Annotated in this window: 19 protein-coding genes; 2 read left to right on the forward strand and 17 right to left on the reverse strand. The window is 36.9% G+C overall.

Annotated elements, in window-relative coordinates:
* Positions 1 to 182: 182 nt before the first annotated feature.
* The 9 genes from rlmH to ACIQZG_RS20165 form a co-directional block, all read right to left on the reverse strand.
* Positions 183 to 662 carry a 23S rRNA (pseudouridine(1915)-N(3))-methyltransferase RlmH gene (gene rlmH, locus ACIQZG_RS20125; RefSeq protein WP_402757255.1) on the reverse strand — a complete coding sequence of 160 codons (480 nt, stop codon included), beginning with the start codon at positions 660 to 662 and terminating at the stop codon, positions 183 to 185.
* A gap of 90 nt (positions 663 to 752) precedes the next feature.
* A complete protein-coding gene (locus ACIQZG_RS20130) occupies positions 753 to 917 on the reverse strand; it encodes a CxxH/CxxC protein (RefSeq protein WP_402757256.1) in 165 nt (54 codons plus the stop codon).
* A gap of 167 nt (positions 918 to 1,084) precedes the next feature.
* Positions 1,085 to 2,377 carry a S1C family serine protease gene (locus tag ACIQZG_RS20135; protein ID WP_402757257.1) on the reverse strand — a complete coding sequence of 431 codons (1,293 nt, stop codon included), beginning with the start codon at positions 2,375 to 2,377 and terminating at the stop codon, positions 1,085 to 1,087.
* Between the two features lie 127 nt (positions 2,378 to 2,504).
* Positions 2,505 to 3,293, reverse strand: coding sequence for an MBL fold metallo-hydrolase (locus ACIQZG_RS20140; RefSeq protein ID WP_402757258.1), 789 nt, complete (start codon positions 3,291 to 3,293; stop codon positions 2,505 to 2,507).
* 2 nt (positions 3,294 to 3,295) lie between these two features.
* The gene (locus tag ACIQZG_RS20145) at positions 3,296 to 4,117 is read right to left on the reverse strand and encodes a two-component system regulatory protein YycI (RefSeq protein ID WP_402757259.1); all 822 of its coding nucleotides are present in this window, start codon (positions 4,115 to 4,117) and stop codon (positions 3,296 to 3,298) included.
* Positions 4,104 to 5,432 (reverse strand): YycH family regulatory protein, encoded by a 1,329-nt coding sequence (locus ACIQZG_RS20150; RefSeq protein ID WP_402757260.1) that lies wholly within the window; start codon positions 5,430 to 5,432, stop codon positions 4,104 to 4,106. Before ACIQZG_RS20150 ends, ACIQZG_RS20145 begins: the two co-directional genes overlap by 14 nt.
* Positions 5,429 to 7,273 carry a cell wall metabolism sensor histidine kinase WalK gene (gene walK, locus ACIQZG_RS20155; protein ID WP_402757261.1) on the reverse strand — a complete coding sequence of 615 codons (1,845 nt, stop codon included), beginning with the start codon at positions 7,271 to 7,273 and terminating at the stop codon, positions 5,429 to 5,431. Before walK ends, ACIQZG_RS20150 begins: the two co-directional genes overlap by 4 nt.
* A 5-nt stretch (positions 7,274 to 7,278) precedes the next feature.
* Positions 7,279 to 7,989, reverse strand: coding sequence for a response regulator YycF (gene yycF, locus ACIQZG_RS20160; protein ID WP_402757262.1), 711 nt, complete (start codon positions 7,987 to 7,989; stop codon positions 7,279 to 7,281).
* Positions 7,990 to 8,199: 210 nt separating this feature from the next.
* The gene (locus tag ACIQZG_RS20165; RefSeq protein ID WP_402757263.1) at positions 8,200 to 9,666 is read right to left on the reverse strand and encodes a LysM peptidoglycan-binding domain-containing M23 family metallopeptidase; all 1,467 of its coding nucleotides are present in this window, start codon (positions 9,664 to 9,666) and stop codon (positions 8,200 to 8,202) included.
* A 438-nt stretch (positions 9,667 to 10,104) separates the two neighbouring features.
* On the opposite strand from ACIQZG_RS20165, the gene ACIQZG_RS20170 reads away from it, so the two are divergent.
* The gene (locus ACIQZG_RS20170) at positions 10,105 to 10,917 is read left to right on the forward strand and encodes a YitT family protein (protein WP_402757291.1); all 813 of its coding nucleotides are present in this window, start codon (positions 10,105 to 10,107) and stop codon (positions 10,915 to 10,917) included.
* A gap of 90 nt (positions 10,918 to 11,007) precedes the next feature.
* Here ACIQZG_RS20170 and ACIQZG_RS20175 read toward each other — a convergent pair whose 3' ends face one another.
* The 8 genes from ACIQZG_RS20175 to rpsF all read right to left on the reverse strand — a co-directional run bounded on the left by ACIQZG_RS20175 (position 11,008) and on the right by rpsF (position 18,616).
* Positions 11,008 to 12,297: an adenylosuccinate synthase gene (locus ACIQZG_RS20175; protein ID WP_402757264.1), complete on the reverse strand. Its 1,290-nt coding sequence runs from the start codon at positions 12,295 to 12,297 to the stop codon at positions 11,008 to 11,010.
* A gap of 185 nt (positions 12,298 to 12,482) precedes the next feature.
* The gene (gene dnaB, locus ACIQZG_RS20180) at positions 12,483 to 13,844 is read right to left on the reverse strand and encodes a replicative DNA helicase (RefSeq protein WP_402757265.1); all 1,362 of its coding nucleotides are present in this window, start codon (positions 13,842 to 13,844) and stop codon (positions 12,483 to 12,485) included.
* Between the two features lie 13 nt (positions 13,845 to 13,857).
* On the reverse strand, positions 13,858 to 14,304 hold the full coding sequence (gene rplI, locus ACIQZG_RS20185; protein WP_402757266.1) for a 50S ribosomal protein L9: 447 nt from the start codon (positions 14,302 to 14,304) through the stop codon (positions 13,858 to 13,860).
* Positions 14,301 to 16,274 (reverse strand): DHH family phosphoesterase, encoded by a 1,974-nt coding sequence (locus ACIQZG_RS20190; RefSeq protein WP_402757267.1) that lies wholly within the window; start codon positions 16,272 to 16,274, stop codon positions 14,301 to 14,303. Before ACIQZG_RS20190 ends, rplI begins: the two co-directional genes overlap by 4 nt.
* A 15-nt stretch (positions 16,275 to 16,289) precedes the next feature.
* Positions 16,290 to 17,228: a YybS family protein gene (locus ACIQZG_RS20195; protein WP_402757268.1), complete on the reverse strand. Its 939-nt coding sequence runs from the start codon at positions 17,226 to 17,228 to the stop codon at positions 16,290 to 16,292.
* Positions 17,229 to 17,439: 211 nt separating this feature from the next.
* Positions 17,440 to 17,676: a 30S ribosomal protein S18 gene (gene rpsR / locus ACIQZG_RS20200; protein ID WP_402757269.1), complete on the reverse strand. Its 237-nt coding sequence runs from the start codon at positions 17,674 to 17,676 to the stop codon at positions 17,440 to 17,442.
* Positions 17,677 to 17,722: 46 nt separating this feature from the next.
* Positions 17,723 to 18,292, reverse strand: coding sequence for a single-stranded DNA-binding protein (gene ssb / locus ACIQZG_RS20205; protein ID WP_054768473.1), 570 nt, complete (start codon positions 18,290 to 18,292; stop codon positions 17,723 to 17,725).
* Between the two features lie 36 nt (positions 18,293 to 18,328).
* Positions 18,329 to 18,616, reverse strand: a complete 288-nt coding sequence (rpsF, locus tag ACIQZG_RS20210; RefSeq protein ID WP_402757270.1) for a 30S ribosomal protein S6 — start codon at positions 18,614 to 18,616, stop codon at positions 18,329 to 18,331.
* A 176-nt stretch (positions 18,617 to 18,792) separates the two neighbouring features.
* Between rpsF and ACIQZG_RS20215 the strand changes: the two genes are divergently transcribed.
* Positions 18,793 to 19,341, forward strand: coding sequence for a DUF3267 domain-containing protein (locus ACIQZG_RS20215; RefSeq protein ID WP_402757271.1), 549 nt, complete (start codon positions 18,793 to 18,795; stop codon positions 19,339 to 19,341).
* Positions 19,342 to 19,358 lie beyond the last annotated feature (17 nt).

A 19,358-nucleotide genomic window follows, 5' to 3' on the forward strand; every position in this document is an offset into this window, starting at 1 on the left:
TAGTCGCTTAAATTATACCAAAATGGGGAGGTGCCCTTTTTTTATTGTTTGAAAGCCCTTGATACCGAAGGGATCGGAATTATGAAATCAACTCAATTATATAACAATAAAATAATTCACACCAACTCATGAAAATATGAACTACATGAAGACTTCAATTTCCTCATTTAGAGAAACCCCACTTACTTATGATAAGGTTCTCCTTTCATAATTCGAAAGCTTCGATAAATCTGCTCAACCAATACTAATTTCATCAGCTGATGTGGAAGCGTCATCTTACCAAATGACTGCTTTTCATTCGCACGCTTTAGTACATCATCATGCAATCCAAGTGAGCCCCCAATAATAAAAGCTATTTTACTTTTACCATACGTCATTAACGACTCGATATCGGCCGCCATTTCTTCAGAGGTTTTCATTTTGCCGTTAATCGCCAGGGCGATTACATGTGTATCCGGACTAATCTTCGAAAGAATACGTTCGCCCTCCTTTTTCTTAACAATTTCCATTTCAGCATCACTTAATTGCTCTGGGGCTTTTTCATCTGGTACTTCGATTAAGTCCATTTTTGCATACCCACCGAGACGTTTAACATACTCCTCAATTCCCATTTTTAAATACTTTTCTTTTAGTTTCCCGACTGATACAATCGTTATATTCACATGTTATCCACCTTTAGATTTTATTTACGAACAAATTATCCACAGAAGTTATCAACATATCCACAACCAGTTTCTATATATAGTGTAAAGTTATTTACTTGATACAATATATTCTGCTGGTTCTTCGCAGTAACTACATTTTGTGGATAACTTTTTATCCTCATTTACTTTATCCATAATTGGAAACTCCTTTTGCTCCGCTACAAACATGTCTAAAGCTTGATCTATATGCTTTTCACAACTGTATTTTTCCACTTTTAATCGTCTCCTTATTTTCCGAAATTTCCACAAACTTATTCACAATTCGGTCTATGTTATCCACAATCTATTGTAACAAAGGAAAAGCGAGTAGGGAAGAACAGGCTTTCTTCCACTACTCGCTGTGCAAATGAATTATTCACAATTTTCTAGTTATCCACATCCTATAGTGTATCACTATTTGTTAATGTTAGTTTCAACTCCACTAATTTACCTTGACGATATACTTTCATTGTTAAACTATCCCCAGTCTTTTTCTCATTATATAAATGTTTGCGGAGGTCAATTGACGTTTCAATTTTTTCTCCGTCCATTTCTACAATAACATCAAATTGTTTAGCTCCCGCTTTTGCAGCAGGTGAGTTAGCTATTACATCTGTAATTACAACGCCTGTTGTTACTTCTTCAGGTAATCGTAATGTTTGTTGTTGGTAGAATGCTGGGACGTCTGTTACGTCTGCTAATGAGATACCCATCGTTGGTCGCTTCATCTCACCCGTTTTCTCTAACTCTGTAATTATTGGAATTGCTGAGTTAATTGGAATCGAGAAGCCTAAGCCTTCCACAGAGGACTGAGCAATCTTCATGGAGTTTATGCCGACTAATTCACCCGCTAAGTTAACAAGTGCACCTCCACTATTACCTGGGTTGATGGCGGCATCTGTTTGTAATACTTCTTGTTGCCAATCCACTGAACCATCTCCGTTTAAGTCAACTGGCACTGAGCGATCCTTCCCTGACACAACGCCTGTTGTGACAGAGCCGTAGAATTCCAAGCCTAGTGGATTACCAATTGCAATAACTGTCTCACCTTGTTTTAGTACGTCAGAGTTACCAAATGTCGCAACTGTTTTGACGTTTTTCGAGCTAATCGAAATAACAGCTAAGTCTGTCCAAACATCACTTCCGACTAATTGTGCTGCCTCTTTTGTTCCATCTTGCATCGTTACTTCTAATTGTTTAGCGCCTTCAATAACGTGATTATTTGTCACGATAAATGCTTTGTCTCCGTCAATTTTGTATACAACACCAGAACCACTTCCAGCTTCTTGCGTTGTTGTCGTTGGTTGACTCCAAAAGCCACCATTTGTTACTTCTTGAATATTTGTAATACCTACAACAGCTGCCGATGCCTTATCAACCGCTTTTATCACATCAGTTGTTACTTCTGTTGCGACTTGGTTGATCTCTGGTTTATTATCGCTCGAGCTTTTTGTCGTTGTCCCTGGCATTTGATTGACTAAGCTTGGCATCATTAACCACACAAGTAATGCACCGATAATCACACCTACCAGACCACTAAAGAAATAACCACCTTTACCGCCGCTTCTCTTTTTTAAACGTGTTGACTTCCTTTCTTGTTCATCTTGCTCTAACCGCTCTTGCAACGGTGACTTTTCTGGTTCACTATTTTCTGATAAATTTTCGCGTTTATCGTCATCTGAGAAATAACTCATTTTCATCATCCTTTCAAAAACTACCTATTAATTAATTGTTACCCTTATCATACATTTCAAACATTAAAATCAGATGAAAAATGAATAAAATGACTATAAAAAAAGAATTCCACACAAGGTGGAATTCTTAGACAGTTACTAATTTCGTTGGTTCATCTGCATCTGTATCTAATAAATGCACATACTCTCCTGCAATAATGCCGCAAGATTGTAGAGTTTGTGTCACACTCATACGTGCTAGGTCTTTCATATTATTATCTTTACTTAAATGCGATAAATAAATATTAGTTGGCTTTTCAAAAACAACCTCACTCATCGCAACAGCAGCATCCTCATTCGAAACATGTCCAACATCACTTAAAATACGACGCTTTACTGACCACGGATAACGCCCCATTTGTAACATGTTTACGTCATGATTACTTTCAAATACGAAAGAATCGGCACCGCGAATAATACCTTTCATTCGGTCGCTTACATAGCCGGTATCTGTTATGACAACGAGCTTACGTCCAACTTCATGAAAAGTATAAAACATTGGATCGGCTGCATCATGTGATACTGCAAATGACTCAATATCAAGTGAACCAAAACTTTTTACCGTATCCATACTAAATTCAAAACGCTGCTCTGTTGGTACTTCGCCAATAAGTCCATCCATCGCCTGCCACGTTTTTTCATTCGCATAAATCGGTACATTATATTTTCGTGCCAGTACTCCAATTCCTTTTATGTGATCGCTATGCTCATGCGTTACTAATATGCCACTTAGCTTTTTCATATCACGATCAATTTTAGAAAACAGTTGCTCCATCTTTTTGCCGCTAAAACCAGCATCAACGATAAAAGCATATTCATCGTTTTCTACATAAATTGAATTACCTGTACTGCCACTTGCTAAAACACTAAATCGCATTGTTAAACTCCCCAGTCTTCTTCTTCAGCCTCTTGCTTGTCCTCTTGGAATTCGATGACTTTGGCATCTACAGCATCGACGAAATACTCCTCAATCTCTCCATCAGGCAATTTCACACGTACTTCCCAAGTTGGTACTAACACTTGCTTTTGTATATTATTAACGAGTGTTGAGTAACCTAACTTCACCTGCATTATACGAGAATTTGGCTTTAATAACCCTTTTGAATACAACGCTTGGAAAATCTGAAGAGGAGGCAGAATACTTTTTGGTTGATCTATTTCTTTAATATCATCAAGCATTGCTTGCTCATACATAGTTACTTCGTTATTTGCATTCCAGTGTACTTTAAGTACGCCACTCATATTATAATAAAGAATTCGATCCTTTGTCTTTTGGAAAAATATTGCGACGCGTTCCTCTTCGTTAATTTCCCATAATGAATAATTGCTATTGTCCTTAATATTTGTTTTAACAAATTCTATAAAACTTGTTTCCTCATGAGTATTGCGCAATTTAATAGGCTTTGAAAAAACTACATGAACTTTGGATCCATCAAACGTATTAACTTGCTGCTCCATACCTTTAAATTCATCATAGGTAAAATTGTGTACTTTTCCAGAAATATTCGCAGCTGAATCAATTTCATTTGGCAATGTTACATACGAAATATTATCGTCCTTTAAGCGTGTTTCAATGTTTTTCTCTCCAAGCACCCCGACATTACGTGAATCGTTATACCGATTTACATACAACATGTACAGGGAAATATTCAGGATTAAAAAGACAACGATAAAAATAGATTTGGTTCTATTCCAATCCATCTTCAATCCCTCCTAAAACTTCCGGTGTTAGCATCTTCCAATTACCCTTATGAATTATAAACCAACTTGGTTCGAGCTTTAATAATAACTGATTTTCATCTTGTATTAAACAGTAGCCGACAACAATATCTTCTATATCAGATAAGACGATATTATCGAGACTACGAATTTTTTCGATAGTTTCTGTACCCGATGGCAATTCCTTCATCACTTTTTCTGACGTAATATCAATATCTAATGAAAAATATGGACGCTTGTAACGGAATATACGATTATCGCCCCATACAGTTGTTATACGCGTTGTTATTTGATCACTATACACAGGAAAATCTAGCAAGTACAGTTGATAATCAACTTGATTTTTACTTAAATTCATCGATAGATAGCGATAATCTCCTGTTAAACCACCATGCTCATTCACAAAGTTAAAGCTGTCCTTTATAATCTTTGAAGGTACAGCACCACCACTACTTTCTGCTGCAGGATCTACATAGATTAGTGATTTAAATTGTGTATCTACAGTCATTTTAGACATACCATCTGAATATTTTTCAGAAGTCGTACTTTCTTCACTGCGTCTTACACCATTCGGATTTGGGAATAGCAGATTTTTAAACTTTTCTAGTGATAAATCCTCGATAAAGTACGTATAATTCAATAATTCAACTTTTTCATCGATTACATAAAGTGATGCATAATTATCCCGCTCTATCTCTTTAAACGAATTATACTCTTTTGAAGGCTCTATAATTTTTTCCATAAATCGATTACTATCTGGAATTCTCACATGAGAATGTAAGAGTGACGTATTATTACCGCTCACAAAAAATAGGTCTAGCTCCTTACTTTTATACTTACTCCAGTCAATAATAATACGGTTAAATGTTGTTTCTGGTAATTCTTTATCCGCAAATTGTAATATCGAATTAAACGCAGAAAATGGAACTTCACCTGCAAAAAATACTGTCATACGATTATTAGTTCGTACAATTTTATTTAAATTATTCGGTGTAACATTACCGTCTATTAGCTCCAAATCAAGTGCATTCCATTCACCAAAAGCTCTCATTAAACCTTCCATGGTCTCATTCGATGCTGTCCCAGTCCACATATCATCTGTACGAAATAAAGCTTTATATGGTTTGAGGACATCTTCAACATCTTTCTTTGTACCAACAGCTATTTCTTCTTTACTTTCTATTTTATCGATATATTCATAATCTGGCGTATAGGTCCAAATCATGAATGTTAAAACTATACTCATTATTACGAGTAGGAATAAAACAACTGATTTAACTGTTTCAATATATTTCATTCCCACTCACCTTCCTCATCAAATTCATCTAAATCATATGGTAAGGTGAAGAAAATTGTCGTGCCATATCCTTCTTCACTTTCTGCCCAAATCTTCCCTCCATGCGCCTCAATCATCTCACGAGCAATGGCTAAACCAAGGCCTGTTCCCCCCATCGATCGAGCTCGTGCACGATCAACGCGGTAGAAACGGTCAAAAATACGTGCCACGTTTTCTTTTGGAATACCCATACCATCATCTGAAATCATAACTTTCAACATTTCATTATGAACAGTAAAACCAAATCGTACATTTCCACCATCCGGTGAATATTTAATCGCATTCGAAATAATATTATCGATGACTTGTGTTACCTTATCTGTATCGATTTCAACGTAATAAGATGCCTCTGGTAATAAGCGCTCAAATGTCACATTTTGTGACTTTGCCATTTCAAAACGATCAATAATACGGTTAAAGAACGAATTAAATAATACAATGTCTTTGTTCAATTCATAGTCCTGACTGTCCATACGTGAAAGCTGAAGTAAATCATTTACCAAACGAATCATACGCTCTGTTTCTGTTTGCGTTACATTTAAAAAGGTTGGTGCAATGCTTTGGTCCTTCCACGCACCATCTGCTAGAGCTTCTAAATAGCTACGCATTGTCGTTAATGGTGTCCGTAATTCATGCGAGACGTTGGATACAAATTCGCGACGTTCCATCTCGATTTTTTCTTGTTCTGTAATATCATGTAAAACAGTGATTAATCCGTTAATAAACCCTGTTTCTTTTTGAATGACTGAAAAATTCGCACGTAAAATATAAGGTGCTTCTGCTGTACTAAAATTCAAATTCACCGCATCATTCATATAGATTAAATCTTCGAAATTGTACTCCTGCTCGATCCCTAAAACTGAAGAAATGGGACGGCCCAAAGTTATATCTCTTGAAATATGCAATAATTCTAAAGCTGGATCATTGATAAGAATAATACGCCCTTTTCGGTCTGTTGCAATTACACCATCTGTCATATTACTTAATACAGAATCAAGCTTTCGCCTTTCTGCTTCTGTAGTAGATGTAGCTTCCTGTAATCGATTCGTTAAATGATTAAAGGTAATAGCTAATTGTCCAATTTCATCCGTTCCATAGACTCGAACTTTTCGAGCGAAATTCCCTTTTGCCATAGCCTGTGCTTGTTTTCGCATATCTGCAATCGGTTGCGTAATTGTACGCGCCACTAAAATACCTAGGAAAATTGTGATTACTAAAGACATTGCTGTCCCACCTAGGAAAATACGGTTTATTTCGCCCATCTGTCCAAAGACGGATTCAATATTGGATATAATATAAAGAACACCGATAATCTCATTATCAGGACCCGGGCCATCCCGAATAGGTGTTGCTAATTCCCATACTCGATTTCTCGTTTTTTTATCAAGCGATATCGAATCAAACACGGTTTCCGCTGAAATAGCACGATGCACGGTATCTATATTTGAACGTTGCCCAATTAAGTTCTGATTGTTAGTCTCTGAAGTAGCCAAAATTCGAGATCTATTATCAATCACGCGTATTTCAAGGATATCTCTTGTCGATAATTCCTTTACGATAGATTTCAAACTTTCCTCAAGTGCCGGCATACTATTGTCTCGCTCTTTCAAAATCTCTTCGCGAATACTGTATTGCATTAAATCAACACGCTGATAAATAGATTCTTGGAAATTATCCTTTAAGCTTTGCTCTAACTGCCTTGAGAAATAGATCCCTATTATTTGTAAGGCGAGTAATATTAACAAAATATAAATAAGCACAAGCTTTACATGAATAGATTTAAAGAAACTGACCTTTTGCATTTAATTTACTCCTGTTCAGGATTCCGTAAATAGTATCCAACACCTCGACGTGTCACAATCCATGTTGGATGACTTGGATTGTCTTCAATCTTTTCACGCAGACGGCGAATTGTAACATCTACAGTACGGACATCTCCAAAATAGTCATAACCCCATACCGTTTGTAATAAGTGTTCTCGTGTCATAACTTGACCAATATGTTTACCTAAATAATGCAATAGTTCAAATTCACGATGTGTTAATTCAATCGCCTCGTCACGCTTCATCACAAGATAAGCATCTGGTTGTATAATTAGAGACCCTATAACGATATCATTGGACTCTAACTCCGTTTCCTCTGAAACTGGTGCAATTTGCAGGCGACGCATATTCGCCTTTACACGAGCTATTAACTCTCTTGTACTAAAAGGTTTTGTGACATAATCGTCCGCACCCATCTCTAAACCTAAAACTTTATCGATTTCTGAACCTTTTGCTGTTAGCATAATAATCGGAAAATCATACTTTTTTCGTATTTCACGGCATACTTCCATACCGTCACGTTTCGGTAGCATTATATCTAATAACATTAAATCCGGCTGTTCTTCCTCAACCTTTTCTAATGCCTCATCTCCATCATAAGCACAAATAACTTTGTAGCCCTCTTTAATTAAATTAAATTGTAAAATATCTGCGATTGGTTTCTCATCGTCAACAACTAAAATTGTCTTGTCCATATACTCTCTCCCTTTCGCTTTTCATATATATATTAATATTCAGTACTTGTAAATATCACTACTCCTAACTCTATCATGCTTTTCAATTCCATGCATTATTATTGATATTCGCAATAGTACATCAACACATTTATTTCTCGGGAAATACTTACATTCCAACAAATATAAAAAAGGCAGCCCCTAATTTGGACTGCCTCACAAAAGATTACATCATCTACTTACATATGTTAATGGGTTTAAAAGTACTCCATTTTTCTCAAGCTCAAAATGTAAATGTATCCCTGTAGAATTACCTGTAGTGCCCATAATACCAATTACTGAACCTTTTTCAACTACTTGTCCAACTTTCACTCCAATTGAAGATAGATGGCCATAAAGTGTTGTATAGCCGTTATTATGATTAATCACAATACGATTACCGTAGCTTCCCGAAAAGCCTGCTGCTACAACAACACCATTATCAGCAGCTGAAATATTGTAGTTGCTAGGACGAGCAATATCAATACCACGGTGCTGTCCGTCCCAACGTTTCCCCATATTACTAGAAATATAGCCACCTACCGTTGGCCATGTGAAGTTTCCTGAACCGCGAGATGGAATCACTTTTGTACCGACAACTTCAATGTGCTTTATAGGCTCTTGGAGTACATTCTCTTCTAAAGCAACTTTTGATGTCTGCGTACCATTTGCAGAAATTAATAAATAAGTAATCTCTTTTTTACCTGCTACACCTTGCTGTTTCGTTACAGATTCACCCTTTGGCATCGTCGGATCTTCCTCTATAACCTTTTCAAAAGGAATTGTATCCGTAATTTTCTTTTCCTTCTTTACCTCAATAGTAACAAAAGGTTTAGCTACTGTAACATTTAACGGTTGTCCAATTTGTAAAACTGTATCAACAGTAATCTTTGGATTTAACGCTAGTAACTCAGCTGTTGTTAAATTATGCGCTTTAGCGACTGACCCTAAAACGTCACCTTGCTGTATTTGATATTGTTGTTGTTCAATAGAGCCTGTCATCAAAAATTTCACTGCGTCCTCTGGAGACAAGATTTCATTTGGCGCTACTTTCTTTGTTACACCCGAAACTGCTTGTTTAAAAGAGATATTTTTAATACGTGATTCACCTGATTGTAGTGCTGGTAAATCTGAAATAGTTTGTTGATTAGTATCCAAATTGTCTAATTCTTGCGAAGAAACAAACTGTAATTTAAGTAAACGAATGGTCTTGTCATAATCATTAGCATCCTTTAAATAAGCTACAGGCTCGTTATCCACCATCAACGTAAACGCAGGTGTTTGTGCGACTAATGTTTGTTCGACTTTTGCTAAAGTCTCCGAATCATTTGTTTCCTTACTAAATACTTGTTCAGGAATGATTTTTACATCTTCACTAGCGTCCACCGAAAATTCCTTATACTGATTACTAGCTTGTTCTTCTTTTTTTTCAATAATCCCATGAACAGCTGCTGAATCTGATACAGCACCCATATATTCATTACCTACGTAAACGTGGTAAATTTTATTTAGTGATTCTTTATGGTTATCCGCTGAAGCGAAACCTATATTTAATGTTAAACTTGCCATTAATACAGCAAGAATTGTTACCTTTTTAAAAGAAGAGAATTTGTAAGTTAACCTATTGGTTTCTTCTTTTTTTGGCAAAAACGAACTCATCAATAAAGCCCCTTCCAAATAATCCCTGTCGCAGGTTTTCTTTTATGCTAAAATAAGCACCCCTATAATGTACCATATAGAAAATATTGAATGACTATTTTAATCACTTTGTAATGAAAATGTATTATTTATCTATGACTTGTTACATTATTTATTAGTAATTAAATATGACTAATATACTTGTTTTATCATATTTATATCGAAAGTTTTACTCATTTATACATTATTATACTTTTATTGTCTATTTAGGATAGAATTTGACTTGTTTTGGACATATAGCTGTTTAGTTTAGTAATAATTCGATAAAATATAGCTAGATTAGTAAATTAGTAGAATGGGGAGATTAATTTGAGTGATTCACAAACCGCTGCGATACAAAGTAAAGCAGCTAAGCCGCACAAGAAAAGTAAAACCCGTCGTTTAGTCATACGAACGATTATGGTCATACTTGGGGCAATCATTATGGCTGTCGCACTAGAACTTTTTTTAGTACCTAACCACATTATGGATGGTGGAATTGTCGGTGTTTCCATTATCACCTCACATTTAGTAGGATTACCACTAGGTATCTTCATCTTCATCTTAAACTTACCTTTTATCTTTTTAGGATATAAACAAATCGGTAAAACATTTGCAGTTTCTACAGGACTCGGGATTACAGTTTTATCGATTGCAACAATTCTTCTACATAGTATAGAACCTTTTACAACAGATACGTTATTGGCAACAGTTTTTGGTGGTATTGTTTTGGGGATTGGTGTCGGAATCGTTATTCGTTATGGTGGTTCTTTAGATGGTACAGAAATTTTGGCTATTTTATTTAATAGGAAATCACCATTCTCAGTTGGTGAAATTATTATGTTCATTAACTTAATTATCTTTACAGTCGCAGGCTTTGTTTTCACTTGGGAACAAGCCATGTACTCCATACTAGCGTACTATATTGCATATAAAGCAATCGATATAGTAATTCAAGGTATGGAAGAATCTAAATCCGTTTACATCATTAGCGATGAAATTGATGAAATCGGCCAAGCAATTATGGATCGTCTTGGACGTGGCGTGACATTCCTTCACGGTGAAGGGGCATATACGGGTAATGATAAAAAGGTTATTTTTACAGTTATCACTCGTTTAGAAGAATCAAAGTTAAAAATAATAGTATCTGAAATTGATGATAGTGCCTTCCTAGCAATAGGAAACATAGCCGAAGTTAGTGGTGGCCGCTTCAAGAAAAAAGACATCCATTAAAATATAAAGAGCGCATATCAGTAGATACGCGCTCTTTTTTTATTTTAAAAACAAACATTAAAACCCTATATTCAGTTCACGTTTTTAGTTTTACGCTTCCCAAACGTCTACTAATACGTTTGTTTGCTCACGTGCAGGGCCTACAGAGAAAGTAGCAATTGGAATCTCTGATAATTCGCTCACGCGTTCCACATAGCGGCGTGCATTCTCCGGTAATTCGTCTAATGTACGGCACCCCGTTACATCTTCAGACCAGCCCGGAAGTTCTTCATAAATTGGAACACATTGCTCGATAATATGATTATTTGCCGGGTATTCAGTAATTATTTGATCTTTATACTGATATGCTGTACAAATTTTTACTGTCTCTAAACCAGATAAAACGTCGATTGAGTTCAAAGCAAGATGCGTAATACCACTGACGCGACGTGAATGGCGTACCACAACCGAATCGAACCAACCTACACGACGAGGACGACCTGTAGTTGTACCGTATTCACGACCAACTTCACGAATCTGATGACCAATCTCATCAAATAATTCCGTTGGGAATGGACCGTCACCAACACGTGATGTATAGGCTTTGCAGACACCAATTACACTTGTTACACGTGATGGACCTACTCCAGCACCGATAGCAACACCTCCAGCAACTGGATTAGAGGATGTAACGTATGGATACGTACCTTGATCGACATCTAGCATAACACCTTGAGCGCCTTCAAAAAGTACTTTACCACCTTCATCTAATACATCATTTAATACTTTAGATGTATCTGTTACATACTTAGCAAGTTCTTGGCCATATCCATAATACTCTTCGAAAATTTCCTCAAAAGTCATACCTTCAACTTCATAAAATTTCTCAAATAATTTATTTTTAGTAGCTAGATTTTGACGTAGTTTTTCTTCGAATACTTTCTTATCCAGTAAATCTGCAACACGAATACCAATACGTGTTACTTTATCCTGATAGCATGGTCCAATACCCTTACATGTCGTACCAATTTTATTATCGCCACGACTATTTTCTTCTTCAATATCTTGTTTAATATGATATGGCAAAATTACATGTGCACGATTCGAAATACGAAGATTGTCTGTATTAATATCACGCTCTTGTAAGCCTTTTAATTCTGTTACAAGTGACTTTGGATTAACAACAAGGCCATTCCCAATTACTGATGTTTTTTCTTTGTAAAAGATACCTGATGGAATTAAGTGTAACTTGTAAGTCTCATTACCGATTTTAATCGTGTGTCCTGCATTATCGCCACCCGCAAAGCGAGCAATTGCGTCTGCCTGTTGTGATAGGAAATCGGTAATTTTACCTTTCCCTTCATCTCCCCACTGTGTTCCTACAACTACAACTGATGTCATAATCAGCACCTCCGTTAGATACGTTTTGCATCTCATTATCAAGCAGTAATTATTGTAACAATGTTAGAAAGTCCTAGTCAATAAAAAACAACTAAAACACGAACAGAAAATCATTTGTGTTGATTTAATGTTCGTGTTTCATCGTATTTCGATATGAATATTATCTGATTTCTAGATATTTTTATCTAATCCCTCGGTGGTGGTGGCGGTTGCTGAGACCAATCCACATTTATGAACTTATTGAATTCCTTTTTAAAAGCAAGCGTTACCGTCCCGGTTGGACCATTACGTTGTTTAGCAATAATAATTTCAATCATATTTTTACTTTCAGATTCTTTATCGTAATAATCATCTCGATATAGGAACGCTACGATATCGGCATCTTGCTCAATACTTCCTGATTCACGCAAGTCACTCATCATCGGTCGTTTATCTTGGCGTTGCTCTACACCGCGAGATAACTGTGATAATGCAATAACAGGTACCTTTAACTCACGCGCTAAACCTTTTAAAGAACGGGAAATCTCAGATACTTCTTGTTGACGGTTTTCCCCCGGTTTACCACTACCTTGAATAAGCTGTAAGTAATCGATTAAAATCATGCCTAAACCATGCTCTTGTGCTAAACGACGGCATTTTGCTCGAATTTCATTGATGCGTACACCAGGTGTATCATCAATGAAAATCCCTGAATTCGATAAACTCCCCATTGCCATAGTTAGTTTACCCCAATCTTCAGTTGTTAAAGCACCTGTACGTAAAACTTGTGCATCAATATTTCCCTCTGCACAAAGCATACGCATGACAAGTTGCTCTGCCCCCATCTCAAGAGAGAATATCGCAACATTTTCACGAGCTTGTACAGCCACACTTTGTGCCACATTCAACGCAAAGGCGGTTTTACCTACAGAAGGTCGTGCTGCAACAATAATTAGGTCATTACGTTGGAAACCAGCTGTAATATTATCTAAGTCACGGAATCCTGTTGGTATTCCCGTGACGTCTCCTTTTTGCGATTGGAGTTTTTCAATGTTATCAAATGTTTCTACTAATACATCTTTAACATGTTTAAAGTCACCCGCATTTTTGCGATTGGCGACCTCCATCATTTTTTTCTCAGCTTCTCCGAGCAATGCTTCTACTTCGTCTTCTCTCGTGTAGCCGTCTTCTACAATTTTAGTAGCCACACGAATTAAACGACGTAATAATGCCTTCTCTTCTACGATTTTGGCATAATGCGCAATATTAGCTGCTGTAGGAACAGCATTGGCGAGCTCTAGTAAATAAGATAGCCCGCCAACGTCTTCTAACTCTTTTTTTGCAGATAATTCTTCAGTAACTGTAACAACATCTATCGCTTTCCCCTGGTCACTAAGACGGAGCATCGTTTCGAAAATTTTCTTATGCGCATTCTGATAGAAATCATCTGCTAATAAAATTTCAGATGCTGTAATTAATGCTTGTGGATCGAGGAAAATCGCACCGATAACCGATTGCTCCGCTTCCCGGTTATGCGGTGGAACGCGGTCCATCATCGGATCGTTCATGGGTAGTCGCCCCTTACTCTTCCGTTACATGTACTTTTAATGTAGCTGTTACATCGTGGTGAAGTTTTACTGGGACATTTGTAAAGCCTAGTGCACGAATACCATCATTTAAAGTCATTTTACGTTTATCAATTTTAATACCATGTACTTTTTGTAATGCATCTGCAATTTGTTTTGTTGAAACTGAACCAAATAGTCGGCCACCTTCACCAGATTTTGCTTTTAATTCAATTGTTAAAGCTTCTAATGTTTCTTTCAATGCTTTTGCTTCTTCTAATTCTGCTGCTGCATTTTTAGCTTCTAGCTTCTTTTGGCCATCCAACTGACTAAGGGCTTGCGCATTTGCTTCTGCAGCATAGCCATTTTTAATTAAGAAGTTGTGTGCATAACCATCCGCTACGTTTTTGATTTCCCCTTTTTTCCCTTTACCTTTAACATCTTTTAAGAATACTACTTTCATAATTCTGAACTCCCTTCGAGTACCTCTATAATGGCCTCTTCTAAATATTTTTTTACTTCATCAATGGAATTTGCCTCTACTTGACATGCCGCATTAGTTAAGTGTCCGCCCCCGCCTAACTTTTCCATTATAAGCTGTACGTTAACTTCACCTAGTGACCTCGCACTAATGCCAATTAACCCATCCGAGCGATGGGCAATAACGAATGATGCATTAACACCTTTCATCGTTAGTAAAATATCTGCTGTTTGTGCAATTAGTACCGAATCATATACCTTCGAATCTTCACCATTTGCGATAGCAACGCCTTGCTTTACAAATTTCACTGTTTGCACGATCTTTGAACGCTCAATATACGTATCAATGTCTTCTTTAAGTAAACGTTGAACTAAAACTGTATCTGCTCCATTTGTTCGCAAATAAGAAGCTGCTTCGAACGTACGTGCCCCCGTGCGGAGCGTAAAACTTTTCGTATCCACAATGATACCAGCAAGTAACGCAGTTGCCTCTAACATGTTAATTTTTGCACGCTTTGGCTGATACTCTAATAGCTCTGTTACAAGCTCCGCTGTCGATGAGGCATAAGGCTCCATATACACGAGCGTCGGATTTTCGATAAAGTCCTCGCTACGACGATGATGATCGATAACTACGACCTTTTCCACCTTTTTCAATAGGCTTGAATCAATTACTAAGTTTGGTTTATGTGTATCGACAATAACAAGTAAGGACTTATCCGTCAATTTCCCCGATGCCTCTTCTGGTGTTAAGAAGTTCTCATAGAAATCCGATTTCTCTTCGATTTCATTCATTAATCGAGTCACGCTACCATTTAGTTCATCAAAATTAATGATTACATAGCCCTTTACATCATTCATTTGCGCCATTTTCCGCACTCCGACAGATGCACCAATAGAGTCCATATCGGGGTTTTTATGCCCCATAATAAATACTTGATCACTATCCTGAATCAAATCACGTAAAGCATGTGAAATGACACGAGCCCTTACACGCGTGCGCTTTTCTACAGGGTTTGTTTTACCACCATAGAATTTCAGCTTTCCAGTTGGCTGCTTAATTGCCACCTGGTCGCCCCCTCTACCTAATACTAAGTCTAGGCTGGACTGTGCCAACTCGCCAAGCTCAACTAAAGATGAAGAACCAGCTCCGACGCCAATACTCAATGTTAGCGAGAGATTTTTTTGTGCAGTCTTTTCTCGGATCACATCTAAAATAGCAAATTTTTTCTTTTCAAGTTCTGTTAGAATCGACTCATTTAACACAGCCATAAAACGATCTGATGAAATACGTTTCATAAATATCCCGTGTTCCGCTGCCCACTCATTAACTATAGATGTTACCATCGTATTTGTTAAACTACGTGGTTGATCGTCCATTGCCTGTGTAATTTCATCGTAATTATCTACGAATAAAATTGCTATTACTGTCCTATCTGCAAAGTATTGCTTTTCAATAGCAATCTGCTCTGTGACATCAAAGAAATACAGTAAACGCTCCTCTTCCTTATAAAAGACACGGTATTTCCTGTCACGAAGCGTAATCGTTGCTTCCTTTTTTTCTGCTGTTTTCATAAAAACATAAATATCATCGGAAATATTAACAATTGACTCACCTACAAGTGATTCAATATTTAATACACCTTGCATATATGGGTTTGACCACTCAATTTCATATTGCTCATTGACAAGTAAAATACCAATTGGCATTTCAAGCAATGCCTCTTCCCCAACCTCTTTCATCCGATAAGAAATTGATTCAATATGCTTTTCTGTCTCTACAAAGGTCTGTTCTTCAACCTTCCATGTATAAATCATTAACAGAGCAAAACCTATACCATAGCCAATTCCTATTCCAATACTCCAAATACATAGAAGCATGAACGTCACGACACCGAAAATGGAAAGCGCAATAAGTGGATAGCGGATTGGCCGTTTTCTAAAAGTCCCCATTTGATCAGCCCCTTATTATTTTATCTTCCCTTTCATAAGTGAACGTACGTCAAAACCTAAATCTATAATGCCTAGCAAGATAATGAATGACGATAATGGAATTGCTAAAATCGTAGCTACCCATTTCACCGCATTTGGCATCCCTTTTGACGTAATGAAATAATGGATTAAGGAAATCCCTTGTAGGATTAATAATAGCCACAAAATGTAAGAGACATTTAATACAATAACATCTAACATAGATCCCGATTCTGGGCGTATAAATAAATTAATTGATAAAACGGCCATGTAATACCAAAGGATTGCACGTGGTAGGCGCATTTCTTGAAACGGTGCAAACTTAGGTACAGTTAAACCTAGGCGTTTTAATAGTGGTAGATTTACTGTAACAACTACAAAAGCTGATAGAAAGGCCGTCATTGTTATAGTTGCTGGAACTGTGAGCTCCATCGTGTTAAACATAATATCTAACTGCTCGGGTGTAATTGTTAATTGTCCAGGTAAATCCTTTGTTATTTCGATAGACTTTTCATAACTTTCACGTGCAATATCTAGGCTAATTTGCACAATATTTATTCCTGAAATAAACATATAACAAAGATAGATAAATGCTGATGAAAACAACATAGCTATTCCTGCAGACATAAACAAGAAAAGCTTACTCTTACTTAAACGAATTGCATCACCCATTACTACTCCTAGTAATGCCATAATAAAGGCGAATGGTAGCATAATTATGCCACTTGTTAACATTGTTAATAGACAGCCAACAATAGCTACCAGTATTGATGAGGAACGCTTGTAAGTTGCGCTATACCAAGCAATTGGTAGTGGGGCAACTAGCAGGGCTATCATAAAAATAAATGGTATATACGCAGACATAGTCATTAATATCGTAAAAATCGCGACCATCATTGAGCCTTGTACAAGCGCCTTGGTTTGATTATTCGGCATTGAAAACCTTCCTTTTTGTCAGTCAAACTTTCCAACGTTTATTGTACCATTTTTTCGCGTTATTGAACAAAAAACGCTAAGTGTATTGATTTACTTTCCTTGAGAGTCGAATCAATTTATGTATAAAAAAACCAGTATATACCGATACGAATATCGAAATACACTGGTTGTAAGGTTTGATACAAGATTTACATCTTGTTTAATATCAATCTTATTTGTCTTCTGATACGAATGGAAGTAATCCCATGATACGAGATACTTTAATAGCAGAAGTTAATTTACGTTGGTACTTAGCGCTAGTGCCAGTTACGCGACGAGGAAGAATTTTCCCGCGTTCAGAGATGAATTTTTTTAATAAATCTACATCTTTATAGTCGATATTCGTAATGTTATTAGCAGTGAAGTAGCAAACTTTACGGCGTTTGCGGCCTCCGCGACGTGGTGCCATAGTTGTGTCTCCTCCTTTTAAGTTTTAGTTTTGTAAATGGAAGCCATTAGAATGGTAAATCATCTTCTGACACTTCAATTGGTCCTTTGCTATTAGCAAATGGATCTTCATCTACACGTGTATAGTTTGGCTGATTCATAGGAGGCTGATTTTGCTGATAAGAACCGCCGCCAAATGAACCTTGCTGAGGCGCTGCGCCACCAAACTGTTGTTGTGGTTGACCACCGCCATACGACGGCTGGCTATTTGCGTAAGACTGTCCACCGTATTGGTTAGATGCTGGAGCACCTCCACCACTACGAGGTTCTAAGAACTGTACGCTATCAGCAACAACATCAGTTGTATAAACGCGTTTACCATCTTGTCCTTCATAGCTACCTGTTTGGATACGACCTTCCACTCCAATCAAACTTCCTTTTTTCATGAAGTTCGCTAAGTTTTCAGCCTGTTTACGCCAAGCAACACAGCTAATGAAATCTGCTTCTTTTTCACCTTGTTGGTTTGAGAATGTACGATTGACAGCAACTGTAAATCGTGTAGACGCAATACCATTCGGTGTGTAGCGTAGCTCGGGATCTTTTGTTAGTCTTCCAACTAATACGACACGGTTAATCATCAGAATACAACCTCCTTTTTCAGCATTTTGTTAATATTAAGCTTCTTGACGAACTGCAATGTGACGAATGATATCTTCGCTAATGTTAGCAAGACGTGTATATTCGTTGATTGCTTCTGAAGTAGCGTTGATTTTCACGATTTGGTAGTAACCTTCACGGAAGTCATTGATTTCGTAAGCTAAGCGGCGTTTGCCCCACTCTTTTGCTTCGATGATCTCAGCACCGTTTGAAGTTAAGATTTCGTTGAAACGTTCAACTAAAGCTTTTTTCGCTTCATCTTCAATGTTCGGACGTACGATGTACATTAATTCGTATTTTCTCATCTGTTTACACCTCCTTATGGACTCAGGCTCTCCTGTTTTCAGGGAGCAAGGAGTAAGTAATAATTATTACTCACATCAATGAATTGTACCACACAGATACATAGCTTTCAAGTCGCAAGCAAACAAATCATTCGATATAATTGATGATAGATGTTTTAAAAGGGGGAGAATATTTTATGCTACCAGACACAGAGCCAATCATCATAGAATTAGATATAAAAAAGTTAATGGTTGATAATATTGTCATAACAATAGGTTTAGCCATTTTATTTATTGCCATTCAATATATTTGCTTGAAGGATTTCCAATTTTCTTTTTTTCAAATGATTATTGGAACCTTCCTTTTTAGCCTTCTTTATATTTTATTTATCATATTACACGAAGCCTTTCACTTAATTGGCTTTATGGTTTTTGGTGGCGTACCCTTTAAGTCCTTAAAGTACGGTGTCAATTTAGAACTTGGTGTTGCGTACGCTACAACTGAAAAACCTCTTCCCAATCATGCGATGAAAAAAGCATTGCTACTACCATTTTGGACAACTGGTGTACTTCCTACTATTGCAGGATTTTATGTTAATAGTACTGTTCTGTTATTAGTCGGAGCCTTTTTAATGGCTGGTGCTGTTGGTGATTTTGCCATGTACAAAGAACTTCGCAAATATCCAAAAGATGCAATTGTACAAGATGACCCGAATCTTCCAAAACTATATGTTTATATTAAATAAAGCAGAGAGACGTGAAG

Source organism: Lysinibacillus sp. NPDC096418, assembly GCF_044762775.1.
Taxonomy (GTDB): domain Bacteria; phylum Bacillota; class Bacilli; order Bacillales_A; family Planococcaceae; genus Lysinibacillus.

Excerpts from the sequence above, each read along its gene's own strand:
- ACIQZG_RS20150 (WP_402757260.1), bottom strand. The coding sequence starts at position 5,432 with ATGAAATATATTGAAACAGTTAAATCAGTTGTTTTATTCCTACTCGTA.
- rpsF (WP_402757270.1), bottom strand. The coding sequence starts at position 18,616 with ATGAGAAAATACGAATTAATGTACATCGTACGTCCGAACATTGAAGAT.
- ACIQZG_RS20175 (WP_402757264.1), bottom strand. The coding sequence starts at position 12,297 with ATGACATCAGTTGTAGTTGTAGGAACACAGTGGGGAGATGAAGGGAAA.
- ACIQZG_RS20215 (WP_402757271.1), top strand. The coding sequence starts at position 18,793 with ATGCTACCAGACACAGAGCCAATCATCATAGAATTAGATATAAAAAAG.
- ssb (WP_054768473.1), bottom strand. The coding sequence starts at position 18,292 with ATGATTAACCGTGTCGTATTAGTTGGAAGACTAACAAAAGATCCCGAG.
- ACIQZG_RS20195 (WP_402757268.1), bottom strand. The coding sequence starts at position 17,228 with ATGCCGAATAATCAAACCAAGGCGCTTGTACAAGGCTCAATGATGGTC.
- ACIQZG_RS20145 (WP_402757259.1), bottom strand. The coding sequence starts at position 4,117 with ATGGATTGGAATAGAACCAAATCTATTTTTATCGTTGTCTTTTTAATC.
- dnaB (WP_402757265.1), bottom strand. The coding sequence starts at position 13,844 with ATGAACGATCCGATGATGGACCGCGTTCCACCGCATAACCGGGAAGCG.
- yycF (WP_402757262.1), bottom strand. The coding sequence starts at position 7,989 with ATGGACAAGACAATTTTAGTTGTTGACGATGAGAAACCAATCGCAGAT.
- ACIQZG_RS20165 (WP_402757263.1), bottom strand. The coding sequence starts at position 9,666 with ATGAGTTCGTTTTTGCCAAAAAAAGAAGAAACCAATAGGTTAACTTAC.
- ACIQZG_RS20135 (WP_402757257.1), bottom strand. The coding sequence starts at position 2,377 with ATGAGTTATTTCTCAGATGACGATAAACGCGAAAATTTATCAGAAAAT.
- walK (WP_402757261.1), bottom strand. The coding sequence starts at position 7,273 with ATGCAAAAGGTCAGTTTCTTTAAATCTATTCATGTAAAGCTTGTGCTT.
- ACIQZG_RS20190 (WP_402757267.1), bottom strand. The coding sequence starts at position 16,274 with ATGGGGACTTTTAGAAAACGGCCAATCCGCTATCCACTTATTGCGCTT.
- rplI (WP_402757266.1), bottom strand. The coding sequence starts at position 14,304 with ATGAAAGTAGTATTCTTAAAAGATGTTAAAGGTAAAGGGAAAAAAGGG.
- ACIQZG_RS20170 (WP_402757291.1), top strand. The coding sequence starts at position 10,105 with ATGGTCATACTTGGGGCAATCATTATGGCTGTCGCACTAGAACTTTTT.
- rpsR (WP_402757269.1), bottom strand. The coding sequence starts at position 17,676 with ATGGCACCACGTCGCGGAGGCCGCAAACGCCGTAAAGTTTGCTACTTC.
- ACIQZG_RS20140 (WP_402757258.1), bottom strand. The coding sequence starts at position 3,293 with ATGCGATTTAGTGTTTTAGCAAGTGGCAGTACAGGTAATTCAATTTAT.